15 protein-coding genes are annotated in these 14,003 nt (G+C 67.2%); 7 read left to right on the top strand and 8 right to left on the bottom strand.

Annotated elements, in window-relative coordinates; genetic code table 11:
* Nucleotides 1-21: 21 nt before the first annotated feature.
* Nucleotides 22-1,662: a M20/M25/M40 family metallo-hydrolase gene (locus H7V21_RS07265; protein WP_188056161.1), complete on the bottom strand. Its 1,641-nt coding sequence runs from the start codon at nucleotides 1,660-1,662 to the stop codon at nucleotides 22-24.
* Between the two features lie 156 nt (nucleotides 1,663-1,818).
* On the opposite strand from H7V21_RS07265, the gene H7V21_RS07260 reads away from it, so the two are divergent.
* Both H7V21_RS07260 and H7V21_RS07255 read left to right on the top strand, forming a co-directional pair.
* Nucleotides 1,819-4,701 carry a M16 family metallopeptidase gene (locus tag H7V21_RS07260; protein ID WP_188056160.1) on the top strand — a complete coding sequence of 961 codons (2,883 nt, stop codon included), beginning with the start codon at nucleotides 1,819-1,821 and terminating at the stop codon, nucleotides 4,699-4,701.
* A 24-nt stretch (nucleotides 4,702-4,725) separates the two neighbouring features.
* Nucleotides 4,726-5,028 (top strand): hypothetical protein, encoded by a 303-nt coding sequence (locus tag H7V21_RS07255; RefSeq protein ID WP_188056159.1) that lies wholly within the window; start codon nucleotides 4,726-4,728, stop codon nucleotides 5,026-5,028.
* 116 nt (nucleotides 5,029-5,144) lie between these two features.
* On the opposite strand, the gene H7V21_RS07250 is transcribed toward H7V21_RS07255, so the two are convergent.
* The 3 genes from H7V21_RS07250 to gpmA all read right to left on the bottom strand — a co-directional run bounded on the left by H7V21_RS07250 (nucleotide 5,145) and on the right by gpmA (nucleotide 7,473).
* The gene (locus tag H7V21_RS07250) at nucleotides 5,145-6,212 is read right to left on the bottom strand and encodes a 5-(carboxyamino)imidazole ribonucleotide synthase (protein WP_188056158.1); all 1,068 of its coding nucleotides are present in this window, start codon (nucleotides 6,210-6,212) and stop codon (nucleotides 5,145-5,147) included.
* Nucleotides 6,209-6,694, bottom strand: coding sequence for a 5-(carboxyamino)imidazole ribonucleotide mutase (purE, locus tag H7V21_RS07245; protein ID WP_188056157.1), 486 nt, complete (start codon nucleotides 6,692-6,694; stop codon nucleotides 6,209-6,211). The genes H7V21_RS07250 and purE overlap by 4 nt, the downstream gene beginning before the upstream one ends.
* Before the next feature lie 92 nt (nucleotides 6,695-6,786).
* Complete coding sequence (gene gpmA / locus H7V21_RS07240) at nucleotides 6,787-7,473, bottom strand: 2,3-diphosphoglycerate-dependent phosphoglycerate mutase (RefSeq protein WP_188056156.1); 687 nt, start codon at nucleotides 7,471-7,473, stop codon at nucleotides 6,787-6,789.
* Nucleotides 7,474-7,543: 70 nt separating this feature from the next.
* Here gpmA and H7V21_RS07235 point away from each other — a divergent pair, with 70 nt between their 5' ends.
* A complete protein-coding gene (locus tag H7V21_RS07235) occupies nucleotides 7,544-8,266 on the top strand; it encodes a dienelactone hydrolase family protein (protein ID WP_188056155.1) in 723 nt (240 codons plus the stop codon).
* A 1-nt stretch (nucleotide 8,267) separates the two neighbouring features.
* On the opposite strand, the gene H7V21_RS07230 is transcribed toward H7V21_RS07235, so the two are convergent.
* From H7V21_RS07230 to H7V21_RS07220, 3 genes are read right to left on the bottom strand one after another with little or no spacing between them, the layout of a single operon-like run.
* Nucleotides 8,268-8,723: a GNAT family N-acetyltransferase gene (locus H7V21_RS07230; protein WP_188056154.1), complete on the bottom strand. Its 456-nt coding sequence runs from the start codon at nucleotides 8,721-8,723 to the stop codon at nucleotides 8,268-8,270.
* Nucleotides 8,723-9,841: a carboxypeptidase family protein gene (locus tag H7V21_RS07225; protein ID WP_188056153.1), complete on the bottom strand. Its 1,119-nt coding sequence runs from the start codon at nucleotides 9,839-9,841 to the stop codon at nucleotides 8,723-8,725. The genes H7V21_RS07230 and H7V21_RS07225 overlap by 1 nt, the downstream gene beginning before the upstream one ends.
* Nucleotides 9,838-10,428, bottom strand: a complete 591-nt coding sequence (locus H7V21_RS07220; RefSeq protein WP_188056152.1) for a DUF4136 domain-containing protein — start codon at nucleotides 10,426-10,428, stop codon at nucleotides 9,838-9,840. Before H7V21_RS07220 ends, H7V21_RS07225 begins: the two co-directional genes overlap by 4 nt.
* Before the next feature lie 162 nt (nucleotides 10,429-10,590).
* On the opposite strand from H7V21_RS07220, the gene ykgO reads away from it, so the two are divergent.
* Genes ykgO through H7V21_RS07205 form a run of 3 tightly spaced genes read left to right on the top strand, consistent with a single transcriptional unit; the run spans nucleotide 10,591 to nucleotide 12,049 of the window.
* A complete protein-coding gene (gene ykgO / locus H7V21_RS07215) occupies nucleotides 10,591-10,716 on the top strand; it encodes a type B 50S ribosomal protein L36 (RefSeq protein ID WP_188056151.1) in 126 nt (41 codons plus the stop codon).
* A 47-nt stretch (nucleotides 10,717-10,763) separates the two neighbouring features.
* Nucleotides 10,764-11,339: an HAD family hydrolase gene (locus tag H7V21_RS07210; RefSeq protein WP_262504047.1), complete on the top strand. Its 576-nt coding sequence runs from the start codon at nucleotides 10,764-10,766 to the stop codon at nucleotides 11,337-11,339.
* A 41-nt stretch (nucleotides 11,340-11,380) separates the two neighbouring features.
* On the top strand, nucleotides 11,381-12,049 hold the full coding sequence (locus H7V21_RS07205) for a nitroreductase (protein WP_188056149.1): 669 nt from the start codon (nucleotides 11,381-11,383) through the stop codon (nucleotides 12,047-12,049).
* A 7-nt stretch (nucleotides 12,050-12,056) separates the two neighbouring features.
* On the opposite strand, the gene pyk is transcribed toward H7V21_RS07205, so the two are convergent.
* Complete coding sequence (gene pyk / locus H7V21_RS07200; protein ID WP_188056148.1) at nucleotides 12,057-13,517, bottom strand: pyruvate kinase; 1,461 nt, start codon at nucleotides 13,515-13,517, stop codon at nucleotides 12,057-12,059.
* Nucleotides 13,518-13,591: 74 nt separating this feature from the next.
* On the opposite strand from pyk, the gene H7V21_RS07195 reads away from it, so the two are divergent.
* The gene (locus H7V21_RS07195) at nucleotides 13,592-13,978 is read left to right on the top strand and encodes a DUF1244 domain-containing protein (protein WP_188056147.1); all 387 of its coding nucleotides are present in this window, start codon (nucleotides 13,592-13,594) and stop codon (nucleotides 13,976-13,978) included.
* Nucleotides 13,979-14,003 lie beyond the last annotated feature (25 nt).

Raw genomic sequence — 14,003 nt, 5'->3', positions numbered from 1 at the left:
CTTCAGCTCCTCGGCAAAAGACTATTCGGCGGCCGGCGCCGGTGCCTTGGGCGCGTCCGGAGCGTAGCGCTCGCCATATTGATTGCCTTCGTACCAGCGCGGCGTCTGTTCGGTGTTCGCGATCTCGCGCGCGATCAGATAGTTGATCCGCGCGAACTTGGCGCCTGCCTCCCAGTTGAAGGGAAGGTCGGTCTGGTCCGACACCTTGTGATAATGCGTCGCGAGGAAGGTGCGGAACGCCTCTTCGCCGCCGTTCTGAAATCCGGTGACGAGGAACACCGACGGGATGCCTTCCTTCACGAAGCTGTAGTGATCCGATCGGACGAACAGATTCTCCTCGGGCATCGGATCGGGCGAGAGCGTGACGTCGGCGCGCGCCGCTGCCGCCTCGACGATCGGCCCCAGCGTCGAATGCTCGGCGCCGAACGCGACCACGTCGGTGAAGTCATAGAGCAGGACCGGCATGTCCAGATTGACGTTCGCGACGATGTTCGCCTGCGGATTCACCGGATGCTTGGCGAGATATTCGGAACCGAGCAGCCCGTCTTCCTCGGCGGTCAGCGCGACGAACATGATCGATCGGCGAGGACGCGTGCCGCTTTCCATGAAGGCGCGCGCGGCTTCCAGCATCGTCGCAGTGCCGGCGGCATTGTCCATCGCGCCGTTGTAGATTTGGTCGCCGGCGAGCGCGGTGTCGACGCCATCGTGGTCGAGGTGCGCAGAAAGCAGCACCGTCTCGTTGGCTACCGCCGGGTCGCTGCCGGGCAGGATGCCGATCACGTTCGGGCTGTCGAGCCGGGTCACGACGATGTTGCGCTTGGCGAGCACCGGCTGCGCGAGCTGGAAACTGCGCAGGTCGCCTGCCTCGGCGGCTGCATAGATTTGTTCCGCGGACATCTGCGCGCCTTCGAACAGCGCTTCCGTCGCCGTCTGGTCGAGATAGGCACCAATGCGGATGTTGCCCGCCGGCTCGCCGCCGACATTGCCCGCCGCATCCACCCAGTTGGTCTGCGGCCGCGCGAAATAGCGTGAAGCCATCGCCCAGGGGAATTGCTGAAGATCCTGCGGCCGCACCAGCATCAACACGCCGATCGCGCCATGTTCGGCCGCGATTTCGTTGCGGTCCACGCCTTGCAGCGCCTGCTGCTGTTCGGGCGTCAGGTTCGCCGGCGTTCCGACGAGCATCGCCACGAACTTGCCGCGCGCATCGACGCCCGCATAGGGATCGAGCCCTAGCGCCTCGGATTCGAAGCCGTGGCCGACGAAGACGACTTCGCCGTTCACGCTCTGCTGCGCTTCGTTGATCCGGCTGCCCGCGCCCATCAGGATGTGCTCGCCGCTCGCGAAACGCTGCTGCCCGATGGTGAGCGACGGTGGGTTGGCGGGATCGAGCGCGACGTTCGCCAGCGGCACTTGCTGATACCAGCCGCCGTCGGTGCCACCAGGCTGAAGCCCCATCGCCTCGAAGCGCGTGGCGACGAAGCGGGCAGCGACTTCATAGCCTTCGGTACCGGCGTTGCGGCCCTCCAGCTCGTCGCTGGCAAGGAACTCGACATCGGCCTTCACGCGCTGGGGCGAGAAGCTGGGTTCGGCGGTTTGGGCGATGGCGGTCGCAGGCACGAGTGCCAGCGAGATCGCCGTCAGAAACAGCGGCATGCGCATGAAAGGGCTCCCCCGGGGAAATAGCGGTTGCAGGCGGCAACCTATCGCCATTCCGCCGCCGCGCAAGGTGGCTTGCGTCCACAACACGCTTTGCAGTTGCAGCGGCGGGCAGCCGGACTATGGTCGCTTCATTCGACGATTCCCGAAGGGGCAGCAATGAAGACGTTCCTCACCTTTCTGAGCGTGACCACGTGCGCGCTCGCGATCACGGCAGTTCCCGCCACGGCGCCGGTCGCTTCCGCGCAGCAGGCATCCGATGCGCCCGCACCAGCGCCGGTTTCCGAACTCGCCCGCGCGATCGATATTCCCTATGAGGAATTCACGCTGCCCAACGGGCTGCGCGTCATCGTGCACGAGGATCGCAAGGCGCCGATCGTCGCGGTTTCGACTTGGTATGACGTCGGTTCGAAGCATGAGCCCGAGGGCCGCACCGGCTTCGCGCATCTGTTCGAGCATCTGATGTTCAACGGCTCGGAGAACGCCCCGGGCGATTTCTTCGAGCCGCTGCGCGAAGTGGGTGCGACCGATTTCAACGGCACCACTTCGTTCGATCGCACCAACTATTTCGAGACGGTTCCGCGCCCGGCGCTCGAGCGCGCGCTGTTCCTCGAGAGCGACCGCATGGGCTATCTGCTCGGCGCCGTCACCCAGGGGGTGCTCGATGAGCAGCGCGGCGTCGTCCAGAACGAGAAGCGCCAGGGCGACAACCAGCCCTATGGCCTCGCCTGGTACAACATCCTCGAAGGCGTGTTCGGCGAGGGACATCCCTACAGCCATTCGCCGATCGGCTCGATGGCCGATCTGGATGCCGCCAGCCTCAAGGACGTGCGCAGCTGGTTCCGCTCGCACTATGGCCCGAACAACGCGATCCTCGTGCTCGCCGGCGACGTCGACGCCGCCGAGGCGCGCCCGCTGGTCGAGAAATATTTCGGCGAAATCCCGAGCGGGCCGGAAAGCGTGCTTCCGGAGGTGACGCCGCGGCCGATCCCGGCCACGATCAAGGAGACGATGAACGATCGCGTCGCCACCGCGCGCATCTATCGCATCTGGCAGATTCCCAGCCTCAACCATGAGGATGCGACTGCGCTTAAGATCGCCGGCGGCGTGCTCGGCGGGCTTTCGAGCTCGCGGCTCGACAATGTGCTGGTGCGCGACGAGCAGCTCGCGGTGCGGGTCAGTGCCGATGCCGATACCATGGCCCAGACCGGCACCTTCGACGTGACGGTCGACGTGCGCCCCGGCGTCGATCCGGCGACCGTGGAAGCACGTCTCGACCAGATCGTCGCAGAGTTCCTCGCCGAGGGACCGACCGCCGATGAAGTCCAGCGCGTCGCCACGAGCACCATGGCCCGGCAGCTCGCCGGGCTCGAGTCGGTTGGCGGCTTCGGCGGCAAGGCGGTGGCGCTGGCGCAGGGCGCGCTCTATTCGGACGATCCGGCCTTCTACAAGCGCGAGCTCGCCGAGCTGGCGTCGACGACGCCGGCAGAAGTGCAGGCGGCTGCCCGCGAATGGCTCGATCAGCCCTTCTATCAGCTCACTGTCGTGCCGGGTGCGCGCGAGGAGCAATATGTCGAAGCGGGCGAGGCTCCGGCCGAGCCGCCTGCGGGCCAGACGGTCGCCGCTGGACCCGAGGAGGGGCCTGCGCCCGGAACGCGCGGGGCAATGCCCGCCGTCGGCGAGATCGGCGACCTCGACTTCCCGGACGTTACGCGCACCCGGCTCGGCAACGGAATCGAGCTCGTCTATGCGCAGCGCGACGCGGTGCCGATCACGCAGATGGCGCTCAGCTTCGACGCGGGCCGAGTCGCCGATCCGGCCGACAAGCTGGGCCTCCAGTCGCTGATGCTTTCGGTGATGAGTGAGGGCACGCAGAGCCGCAATGCCGTTGCGCTGGCCGAGGCCAAGGAGCGGCTCGGTGCCGAGATCGGCACGAGCAGCACCGCCGACCGGACGATCGTGACGCTGTACACGCCGAGCCCCAATCTTGCCGGGTCGGTCGATCTGCTGGCCGACGTCGTCCGCAATCCGGCGTTCGCTCCGGCGGAAGTCGAGCGGCTGCGCAGCCAGCTTCTGGCGGGCATTTCGGCCGAGCTGACCAATCCGGGTGCGCTCGGCATGCGCGCATTGCCGCCGCTCGTCTATGGCTCGGCCTCGCCTTATGCGAAGCTGGGCGCGGGCAGCGGGGATCCGCAGGCGGTGCAGGCGATGACCCGCGACGATCTCGCCGCCTTCCACCAGGCATGGCTCCGGCCGGAGAAGCTCAAGATCTTCGTGGTGAGCGATCGCCCGCTGGCCGAAGTGCAGGCGGCGCTCGAAGCGGAATTCGCCGACTGGTCCCCAGCCGGTGCCGCCGCCGCAAAGGCATTCGACGGCGCCGCCGTTCAGGCCAGCCCGCGAATCCTGCTGATCGACCGCCCCGATTCGCCGCAGTCGCTGATTCTGGGCGGTCAGCTTACCGAGCTGTCGAGCCGCGACGAGCTGCTGCCGGTGCTCACCGCGAACGACGTGCTGGGCAGCGATTTCCTCTCGCGCATCAACATGGATCTGCGCGAGGAGAAACATTGGTCCTATGGAGCCGGCGGCTACGTCCAGCGCTACGAGAACAGCGTGCCCTACATCATCCAGGCGCCGGTGCAGGCCGACAAGACCGGCGAGGCGATCGTGTCGCTGCGCCGGGAAATCGCGGCGTTCCTTTCGGACGAGGGGATCACGCCCGTCGAGTTTCAGCGGACGATCAACGGCAACGTTCGTGAGCTGGCCGGCGGATTCGAAGCCAGCGACGCCGTGCTCTCGGCGATGCAGCAGAACGATCTCTTCGGCCGTCCGGACGATTATTACGAGACGATCGCGCAAAAATATCGTGGCCTCACCCGCGAGCAGCTTGACGCTGCGGCACGCGCGGCTCTCGACCCGAACGACTTCGTCTGGGTCGTCGTCGGCGATGCCTCGACCGTGCGCCCGCAGCTTGACAGCATCGGCCTGCCTGTCGAGGTGGTGCCTGCAGCGTCGGTCGCCGGTGCGGCGTCCGAAGCCGAATGAACCCCTGACGCAGGAGAGACGATCATGGCCAATGTGGACGGCACCTGGGAAACCGTGACCAAGAGCCCGATGGGCGACCAGAAGGCGACGCTCACGGTCAACAGCTCGGGCGATACCTTCACCGGTACCTTCTCGGGCGGGATGGGCACCACCGACATCAAGGACGGCACGGTTGCCGGCGACACGATCAAGTTCAAGGTCGACGTCACGGTGCCGATGCCGATGACGCTCGACTGCGAAGCGACCGTCGACGGCGACACGCTGAGCGGCACGGTGAAGGCTGGCGCGTTCGGCAGCTTCCCGCTGACCGGCGTGCGCCAGGCCTGAGCGGACGCGCTACGTAGCGAAAAAGGGGTCCGGTTCCGCCGAGGAGCCGGGCCCTTTTTCGTGCGGGCTCTGGATTGAAGGCGAAGGATTGGCACCCCCCGCCCGGATCGCGGCTTCTAGCGCTCCACCCGTGTGACGTGCCCCATCTTGCGTCCGGGCCGGGCCTCGCTCTTGCCGTAGAGATGGAGGTGCGCACCCGGCTCGGCGGCAAGGGTGAGCCAGGCATCGGCTTGCGCACCGATCAGATTCTCCATCTCCACGCGCGTGCCGGCAAGCCCCGTCGGGCCGAGCGGCAGCCCGCAGATCGCGCGGATATGATTCTCGAACTGCGAGGTGACGGCGCCTTCGATCGTCCAGTGGCCGCTATTGTGCACGCGCGGCGCCATTTCGTTGAAGACCGGCCCGTCCGCGCTCGCGAAGAATTCGAGCGTCAGGACACCGACATAGCCGAGTGCCTCGGCCACCCGCCCGGCGAGTGCCGCGGCTTCGGTCCATTGCGCCGCGACCGCCGCCGGAGCGGGCACGGTCGAGCGCGCGAGGATGCCGTTGCGATGCTCGTTGAGCGGCGGCGGCCAGCTGGCGGTCGTGCCGTCGGCGCCGCGCGCCAGCACGATCGAGAACTCATGCTCGAACGCCACCAGCGCCTCGAGGATCGCAGGTCGCGCCCCGATGGCTTCCCAGGCCGCCGCCGCGTCGTGCGGCCCCATCAGCCGCGCCTGCCCCTTGCCGTCATAGCCGAAGCGGGTGGTCTTCAGGATCGCAGGGCAGCCGATCTCAGCGAGCGCCTGGTCGAGCTCGGCGGGCGAGCGCACGGGGCGCCACGGCGCCGTGCGGCCGCCCATCTCCGCGACGAAGCGCTTCTCCTCGATGCGGTCCTGCGCGATCGCCAGTGCGCCGGGCGAGGGATGTACCGGCACGTGCCGCCCGAGCTCGGCGATCGGATCGGCGGCGACATTCTCGAACTCATAGGTGACGACGTCACAATGCGACCCGAACACCGCCAGCGCCTCGGCGTCGTCATAGGCGCCGCGAGTATAGCCGGCGCTCACGTCGTTTGCCGGCCCGCTGTCGGGTGCGAAAATATGCGTGCGATAGCCGAGCTGCGCCGCCGCGACCGAGAGCATCCGGCCGAGCTGGCCGGCACCCAGGATGCCGATGGTGGAGCCGGGAGGAAGCGCCTTCATTCGGGGTTGGTCGCCACGCTTTCGGTCTGCGCCGCGCGCCATTCCTTCAGCCGCTCGGCGAGAGCGTCGTCGGCGATCGCCAGGATCGCAGCGGCGAGCAGCCCGGCGTTGATCGCGCCTGCCTTGCCGATCGCCAGCGTGCCCACCGGAACGCCGCCGGGCATCTGTGCGATCGAGAGCAGGCTGTCCAAGCCGCGCAGCGCCTTCGACTGGACCGGCACGCCCAGCACCGGCAGATGCGTCATCGATGCCGCCATGCCCGGCAGGTGCGCCGCGCCGCCCGCGCCGGCGATCAGCACCTTCAGCCCGCGATCGGCGGCGCCGGTTGCATAGTCGACCAGCCGCTGCGGTGTGCGATGTGCGGAAACCACCTTGGTTTCATAGGACACGTCGAGCGCGTCGAGCAGCCTGGCGGCGTGCGCCATCGTTTCCCAATCGGAAGTGCTGCCCATGATGATGCCGACGCGAGGTGTTTCCGTCATGTCCGCCCGAATGCCCGAGGAAGCGTCGGTTCCTAATCGCGGCGGCGGGGCAGGGCAATGGGTGCCCGTGCCCGGCCGTTCGCGCCGGCGCCTCAGCGCTCGCTCAGATAATAGCGCTCCACTTCGCGCAGCTCGTCGTCGAGCTGATAGACCAGCGGCTGGCCGGTCGGAATCTCGAGCCCCGGGATCTCCTCGTCCGAGATGCCCGACAGATGCTTCACCAGCGCGCGCAGCGAATTGCCGTGGGCGGAAATCACCACGCGCTTGCCGGCCCGAATGTCGGGAGCGATCCGCTCCTCCCAATAAGGAAGCACGCGGGCGATCGTGTCCTTCAGGCTCTCGGTCTGCGGGATCGGAACGCCGCGATAGCGCACGTCCTTCGACAGATCCCACGGCGTGCCTTCCTCGGGCAGCGGGGGCGGGATGTCGAAGCTGCGGCGCCACAGATGCACCTGCTCGTCGCCGTGCTTGGCGGCGGTCTCCGCCTTGTCCAGTCCGGTGAGCCCGCCATAATGGCGCTCGTTCAGCTTCCAGCTCTTCACTTCGGGCAGCCACAGTCGCCCCATCGCCTCCAGCGCGAGGTGGAGCGTCTTGATCGCGCGCGTCTGGAAGCTGGTGTAGGCGATGTCGAAATCGAAGCCCTTTTCGCGGAGCAGCTCGCCCGCTGCCCAGGCCTCTTTCTCGCCCTTTTCGGTCAGGTCCACGTCCCACCATCCGGTGAAGCGGTTCTCCAGATTCCAGGCGGACTGGCCGTGGCGGATGAGGACGAGCGTGGGCATGGCATCTCCTTGCAGTCGGGTTGCCCCGTCTCTAGCGTTTGGTGCGCTGAGGGCAACGCGGGAGCGAGCGATGACGATCCGGCGCGAAACGATCGTGTACGACGGGCCGGACGGCCCTTTCGAAGGCGTCGCTGCCTATGACGACGAATGGGCGCGGCAGCGGCCCGGCGTGATGATCGTGCCCAATGTGCTTGGGCAGAAGGAAGCCGACAATGAAAAGGCCGAGGCGCTGGCGGCGCTCGGCTATGTCGGCTTCGCCTGCGATACCTATGGTCGGGGCAGGCGCACCACGCGCGAATCCCCGGACCCGGCCGTGTACATGAACGAGCTGAACGCCGACCGGCCGCTGCTGCGCGACCGGCTACATGCCTCGCTTGCCGCGATGCGGGCGCTGCCGCAGGTCGATCCCGAACGGTGCGCTGCGATCGGATTCTGCTTCGGCGGCAAATCGGTGCTCGATCTCGCGCGGTCGGGCGGCGACGTGCTCGGCGTGGTCTCGTTCCACGGCATCTTCGATCCGCCGCCCTATCCGGTGACCGCGCCGATCCGGGCGAAGCTGCTGATCTGCCACGGCTGGGATGATCCGCTGGCGCCGCCCGAGTCGGTGGTCGCACTCGCAGCCGAACTGACGGCCGCAGAGGCCGACTGGCAGCTCGACGCCTATGGCCACGCCGGCCACAGCTTCACCGACGGTAGCGCGAGAGGGGAGCGCTCCGGGTTCGCCTATGACGAACACGCCGATCGCCGCAGCTGGCAGGCGATGCAGGACTTCCTTCAGGAACTGTTCGTCTAGATCAGAGCGCCCGGGACATGAAGCGGTTGAAGTCGGTCGTCTGATAGTCGCCGAAGGGCGCGCAATACTCGAACCCGTGGCGCGCATAGAGCGCGTGTGCTGCCTCGAATGCGGTTCCCGTCCCCGTCTCCAGGCTCAGCCGATCATAACCACGCGCCTGCGCCGTCTCGACGATCCGGGCCAGCAGCGCCGCGGCCACGCCGCGCCGAAGCGCCGCCGAGGCGGTTCGCATCGACTTGATCTCGCCATGGGAGGGATCGAGCTCCTTGAGCGCGCCGCAGCCGAGCAGGGTCTTGCCATCCCACACGGTCCAGAAGGTCACGTCGCGCGCCGCCAGCTTCGCCAGGTCGAGGAAGTGGCACGTGCCGGGCGGCGAGGCGGCGAGCATCCCGGCAAAATGCTCCTCGAGCAGCGCGATGACCGCCGGATGCTCGAGCCCGCCTTCGCGAACCTCCATCAGATCTCGTCCAGCTGCCCGGCCAGCGTGTCGAGGCAGGCATGTGCCAGCGCCTTGCAGCGTGCCGGGCTCCAGCCGAACTGCGCATCGGCGTTCGCGTCATGATCCTTGAACGGCATTTCCAGTGTCATCGCCACCGCGCCGAAACGCTCCGCCACCTGGTTGGTCGACATCGACAGATTGGCCTTGCCGGGCGCGGCCTTCTCATAGCCGAGATCGAGCTGGAACTCGGGCGTGGCCGAAGCGAGCCGCCGCGCGTATTCGTAAAACTTCTCGCCGTGTGCGTCGGTCCAGCTCGGGATGCCTTCGAAGCCGGCGAGGAAGTTGGCGGGAATCGCCTCGTCGCCGTGCACGTCCATGGCGAAGTCCACGCCGCTCGCGTCCATAGCATCGCGGACCGCCAGCACTTCGGGGCTGCGTTCGCGCGTCGGGCTCGACCATTCGCGATTGAGGTTCACTCCGGCCGCATTGGTGCGCAGATGGCCGCGACGCGATCCGTCGGGATTCATGTTGGGCACCAGGTGCAGCGTCGCCTTTTCGCGCAGCGCGCGGGCGCCGGTGTCCCCCGGCTCGGTCAGCTTCTCCAGCGCGCCTTCCATGAACCATTCGGCCATGGTCTCGCCCGGATGCTGGCGGGCGTAGATCCAGACTTGCTTCGCGCCGTCGCCCATCGTCAGACAGTCGATCGGCTGTCCGTCGAGCGTGTGCCCCAGCGTGCGGTGCGTGACCCCCGGCATCAGCGCGATACGCGCGACCAGATCGTGGTGACGCTCCATCGAATAGGGCGCGAAATAGGCGAACCAGGCGACGTCGCTGTCGAACCGGTGCGTGAAGCTCAGCGCCCCGTCGGCATAGTCGGTTTCGGTCTGGCGCCAGACTTCGCGATCGAGCGACACGCGCGTCTTGTACCCCGGCCAGCCAAAGGCATAGGCCGCCCCGCCCGCATTCAGGATGCGGAAGGTGAGGGTGCGCCCCTTGGCGCCGGCCGCGCGGAAGTGGAACCATTGATAGAATTCGGACTTGTGGTCCTGCACGATCTCGAGGTCCACGCGATCGCCGTCGATATCGACGACGCGAATGTTGCCGCTGTCGAAGGCGGCGCAGATGTCGATGCTCATGGCACCGTGATAGTGATGCCCGACTCTCCCGGAAACCCCCTGAACAGCGCATCCGCCAATCGCTGTGCGACGGCGGAGGGCTGGGCCGTCGCCGCGCCGTCCACGGCTTCGGCTTGGGCGCGACCTTCCCAAACGACGGTATTGTCTGACCGCCGCCGCAGCTGCACCCAGAGTTCGGAAACGATCAGCTCCCGATTGCCGCCGCCGATGCCGAAGTTCAGGCCGCCGAACAGGCCGCCGCTGCCGCCGCCCAGGCCGATCGAAACCGGTGGGCGCTCGCGCAGCACGCCGATCGGTGCGCGCGTGAAGGCGACCCCGGCGATATAATCGGACGTGGCGCTATCCGTCGCGGGTACATAACCGATTCGCGCCAGCTCGGCGGCGACCGCATCCGCATAGAGGCGGTATTCAGGGCTGATGGTGTCGGTGCTCGCTAGCGGTTCGAGCGAAATGGTGCCGCGTTCGATCGGCGCGCCCAGATGGTAGCGGGTGGCTTCCACCGGGCCGGCGCGACTCCCCATGGTAGTGGTGCAGCCCGCAGTGGCGAACGCCGCGGCGGCGAGAGTGAGGACGGCAAGTCGATGCATCGGCAGGGTGCCTTTCCGTGGCGCGAGCGAAACGATCCTCCGATCAACCCGAATCGCATCGAGTCGGTTCCGTGCCGCGGTGCAGCGCCTTGACTCGGCAGCCGCCCCTCTATAGGCGGGCGCCTCTTTTCAGGCATTCGAGATTTGGAAGCGAGCCCGATCATGAAGATCGTGAACTCTTTGAAGTCGCTCAAGGGGCGGCACCGTGACAATCGCGTGATCCGCCGTCGTGGGCGCATCTACGTGATCAACAAGACCGTGCGGAAGTTCAAGGCCCGCCAGGGCTGAGGTCTGCGCGCGTGAATCCGACGGCGGTTGTTTTCGACGTCGGTAACGTGCTCTTCCGCTGGGAGCCGCGAGCTCTGTACGAGCGCCTGATCGACGACGATCGGGCGCTCGACGCGTTTCTGGCCGAAGTCTGCACGCCCGAGTGGCATTTTCAGCACGATGCGGGCCGGGACTTCGCCGATACCTCGGCGGAGCTGATCGCGGCACATCCCCGGCATGAGGCGCTGATTCGCGCCTGGGGGCCACGCTTCAACGAACAGCTTCCGGGGCCGGTACCTGGGATGCCGGAAATCGTCGAGGAACTCGACGCCGCGGGGGTGCCGCTGTTCGCGATCACTAATTTCAGCCACGAATTCTGGCCGCCGTTCCGCGCGAGCCAGGAGGCGCTGTTCGGGCGCTTCCGCGACATCGTCGTGTCGGGCGCCGAGCGGCTGGTGAAACCCGATCCGGCGATCTATGCGCTCGCGCTCGATCGGTTCGGCCTCAGCGGACCGGAAGCGGTGTTCGTCGACGATTCGCCGCCGAACGTCGATGCCGCCGCCGATGCCGGGATCCACGCGGTGCATTTCACCGACGCCGCCACCTTCCGCGCCGATCTGGTGCGCTTCGGGTTGCTCGACTGACTCTCCTCTGCTTGGGTCGCTCCGGGAAAGGGAGAGCCGTCATGGACGTTCGCGAAGCCGTCGAGAGCCGTCGTTCGGTTCGGGCATTCCTCGACAAGCCGGTCGACCTCGATCTGCTGCGCGAGCTGATCGGAGTGGCGACTCGCGCGCCTTCGGGCGGCAATCTTCAGCCTTGGCACCTGCATCTGCTCGCCGGCGAGCGAATGGCGGCGTTCAAGGCGAGGATGGAAGCGCGGCTTGCCGAGGCGCCGTTCGGCGACGGCGCGGAATACCCCGTCTATCCCGAAAAGCTCGGCGAGCCCTATCGCAGCCGCCGGTTTCAGGTCGGCGAAGCGATGTACGCGCCGCTGGGCATCGAACGCGGCGACCGCGACAGACGGCTGGCGTGGTTCGGCAACAACTATCGCTTCTTCGGCGCTCCGGTAGGCCTGTTCTGCTATGTCGAGCGCACGCATGGGCCGCCGCAATGGTCCGACTGCGGAATGATGCTCCAGACGCTGATGCTGCTGCTGCGCGACGCGGGGCTCGACAGCTGCGCGCAAGAAGCGTGGACGACGCACCACCTGACCGTGTCCGACTTCCTCGGCACGCCCGATCATCTGATGCTGTTCACCGGAATGGCGATCGGCTGGCGCGACCCGGAGGCGCCGGTGAACACGTTCGAAGTGCCGCGTGCGCCGCTCGACGAAGTGCTGACCGTCCACGCCTGAACGGGTTTCAGTCGCCGCGGTAGTTCTTCAGCTCATCGCCGAGGATCTGCACGACGTGCAGCACGTTGGTCGACCCCGGGGTGCCGAACGGCACGCCGGCGCACACCACCGCCCGATCGCCGCCGCTGACGATCTTGTGCCGTAGCGCCATGCGCTTGGCCTTGGCGACCATTTCCTCGAAGGAGTTCACGTCCCGCGTCTGAACCGCGTGAACGCCCCACAGCAGCCCCAGCCGCCGTGCGGTTTCCAGCCGGGGCGTCAGCACCAGAATCGGCACCGACGGGCGCTCACGTGCGATCCGCCGCGCTGTCGAACCGGACATGGTGAAGCAGATGATCGCGCTCGCCGAAACGGTGGCGGAAATCGTCTTGGCCGCTTCGGCCAGCGCATCGGCAGTGGTGGGATCGGGGCGAGTCACGGTGAAGTGCACGCGATCGCCATGGGCGGGATCGCGCTCCACCGCATCGGCAATCGCATTCATCATCGCCACCGACTGGACCGGATATTCGCCCGCCGCGCTTTCGGCCGAGAGCATGATCGCATCCGCCCCGTCATAGACGGCGGTCGCCACGTCGGAGACTTCGGCGCGGGTTGGCGTCGGCGCCGTGATCATCGATTCGAGCATCTGGGTCGCGACGATTACCGGCCGCCCCATGCGCCGCGCGGTTTCGACGATCCGCTTCTGAAGCGGCGGCACGCTCTGCGGCGGCAGCTCGACGCCCAGATCGCCGCGCGCGACCATCACGCCGTCGCACATCTCCACGATTTCTTCGATCCGCGCCACGGCGCTCGGCTTTTCGATCTTCGCCAGCAGCGCGGTGCGCCCCTGGATCAGTCGACGTGCCTCGGCCAGATCCTCGGGCCGCTGGACGAAGCTGAGCGCGATCCAGTCGACTCCCTGCTCGACTGCGAAGGCCAGGTCGCTGCGGTCCTTGTCGGTCAGCGCCGCCATCGGCAGCACCACGTCGGGGACGTTGAGGCCCTTGTTGTTCGACAGTGTTCCGCCGACCTCGACCATCGTCGTGATCCGGTCGGCCTCGTGGCTCAACACCCGCAGCACCAGCTTGCCGTCGTCGAGCAGCAGCCGCGTGCCTTCCTCCACAGCTTCGAAGATCTCGCGATGCGGCAACTCCACGCGCGTCGCGTCTCCGGGGGTCGTTTCGCGGTCGAGCGTGAATTGGTGCCCCTGGGCCAGAGTCACCTTGCCCTCGGCGAACTTGCCGACGCGCAGCTTGGGTCCCTGAAGATCGGCGAGGATCGTCGTGGGTCGGCCGAACCGGCGCTCGAGACTGCGGATCGCCTTGATCAGCGCGATTTTCGATTCCTGATCGCCGTGGCTCATGTTGAGGCGGAAGGCGTCGGCACCGGCCGCGTACAGCCGCTCGATCATTTCGGGCGAGCTGCTCGCCGGCCCCAATGTGGCGAGCACGCGCACCTTGCGCGAACGGGGGCTGATGGCCTTGCTCATGGTTCCGCGCTCCCTTGGCTTGTGCGGGGCCGGCTCTACCCGTTACTGCGGGACGATCAACCTCGGAGCGCGCCATGACCGACCTCAATACGCTGGACGACGCCGTTGCGGCGGCCGCCTTTCGCCGGCTCGTCCGCCATCTGCGCCACCGCAGCGACGCGCAGAACATCGATCTGATGGGGCTCGCCGGTTTCTGCCGCAACTGCCTGTCCGACTGGATCGAGGAGGCGAGCGCGAACGCCGGGCGGCCGCTCGACAAGGATGCGGCGCGCGCGATCGTCTATGGCATGCCCTATTCCGAGTGGAAGGCCACGCATCAGAGCGAGGCGACGCCGGAGCAGCTCGCGCGGATGGAGGAAAGCGTGGCGAAGAATCGCCACGACGACGAACTGCTCGACGAGGCGCTCGACGAAACCTTTCCCGCCAGCGATCCGCCGTCGATCACGCGGCCGCACCGTTGATCCGCAGGCAGCGCGATCGACACTG

The sequence above is a fragment of the Sphingosinithalassobacter sp. CS137 genome, from assembly GCF_014334115.1.
Taxonomy (GTDB): domain Bacteria; phylum Pseudomonadota; class Alphaproteobacteria; order Sphingomonadales; family Sphingomonadaceae; genus Sphingomonas.
The sequence above is the reverse complement of the archived record's forward strand: the minus strand, read 5'-3'. Positions and strand labels throughout refer to the sequence as shown.

Excerpts from the sequence above, each read along its gene's own strand:
- H7V21_RS07230 (WP_188056154.1), bottom strand. The coding sequence starts at position 8,723 with ATGGAGGTTCGCGAAGGCGGGCTCGAGCATCCGGCGGTCATCGCGCTG.
- pyk (WP_188056148.1), bottom strand. The coding sequence starts at position 13,517 with ATGAGCAAGGCCATCAGCCCCCGTTCGCGCAAGGTGCGCGTGCTCGCC.
- H7V21_RS07205 (WP_188056149.1), top strand. The coding sequence starts at position 11,381 with ATGGACGTTCGCGAAGCCGTCGAGAGCCGTCGTTCGGTTCGGGCATTC.
- H7V21_RS07260 (WP_188056160.1), top strand. The coding sequence starts at position 1,819 with ATGAAGACGTTCCTCACCTTTCTGAGCGTGACCACGTGCGCGCTCGCG.
- H7V21_RS07235 (WP_188056155.1), top strand. The coding sequence starts at position 7,544 with ATGACGATCCGGCGCGAAACGATCGTGTACGACGGGCCGGACGGCCCT.
- H7V21_RS07195 (WP_188056147.1), top strand. The coding sequence starts at position 13,592 with ATGACCGACCTCAATACGCTGGACGACGCCGTTGCGGCGGCCGCCTTT.
- ykgO (WP_188056151.1), top strand. The coding sequence starts at position 10,591 with ATGAAGATCGTGAACTCTTTGAAGTCGCTCAAGGGGCGGCACCGTGAC.
- H7V21_RS07255 (WP_188056159.1), top strand. The coding sequence starts at position 4,726 with ATGGCCAATGTGGACGGCACCTGGGAAACCGTGACCAAGAGCCCGATG.
- H7V21_RS07250 (WP_188056158.1), bottom strand. The coding sequence starts at position 6,212 with ATGAAGGCGCTTCCTCCCGGCTCCACCATCGGCATCCTGGGTGCCGGC.
- H7V21_RS07225 (WP_188056153.1), bottom strand. The coding sequence starts at position 9,841 with ATGAGCATCGACATCTGCGCCGCCTTCGACAGCGGCAACATTCGCGTC.
- gpmA (WP_188056156.1), bottom strand. The coding sequence starts at position 7,473 with ATGCCCACGCTCGTCCTCATCCGCCACGGCCAGTCCGCCTGGAATCTG.
- purE (WP_188056157.1), bottom strand. The coding sequence starts at position 6,694 with ATGACGGAAACACCTCGCGTCGGCATCATCATGGGCAGCACTTCCGAT.
- H7V21_RS07265 (WP_188056161.1), bottom strand. The coding sequence starts at position 1,662 with ATGCGCATGCCGCTGTTTCTGACGGCGATCTCGCTGGCACTCGTGCCT.
- H7V21_RS07220 (WP_188056152.1), bottom strand. The coding sequence starts at position 10,428 with ATGCATCGACTTGCCGTCCTCACTCTCGCCGCCGCGGCGTTCGCCACT.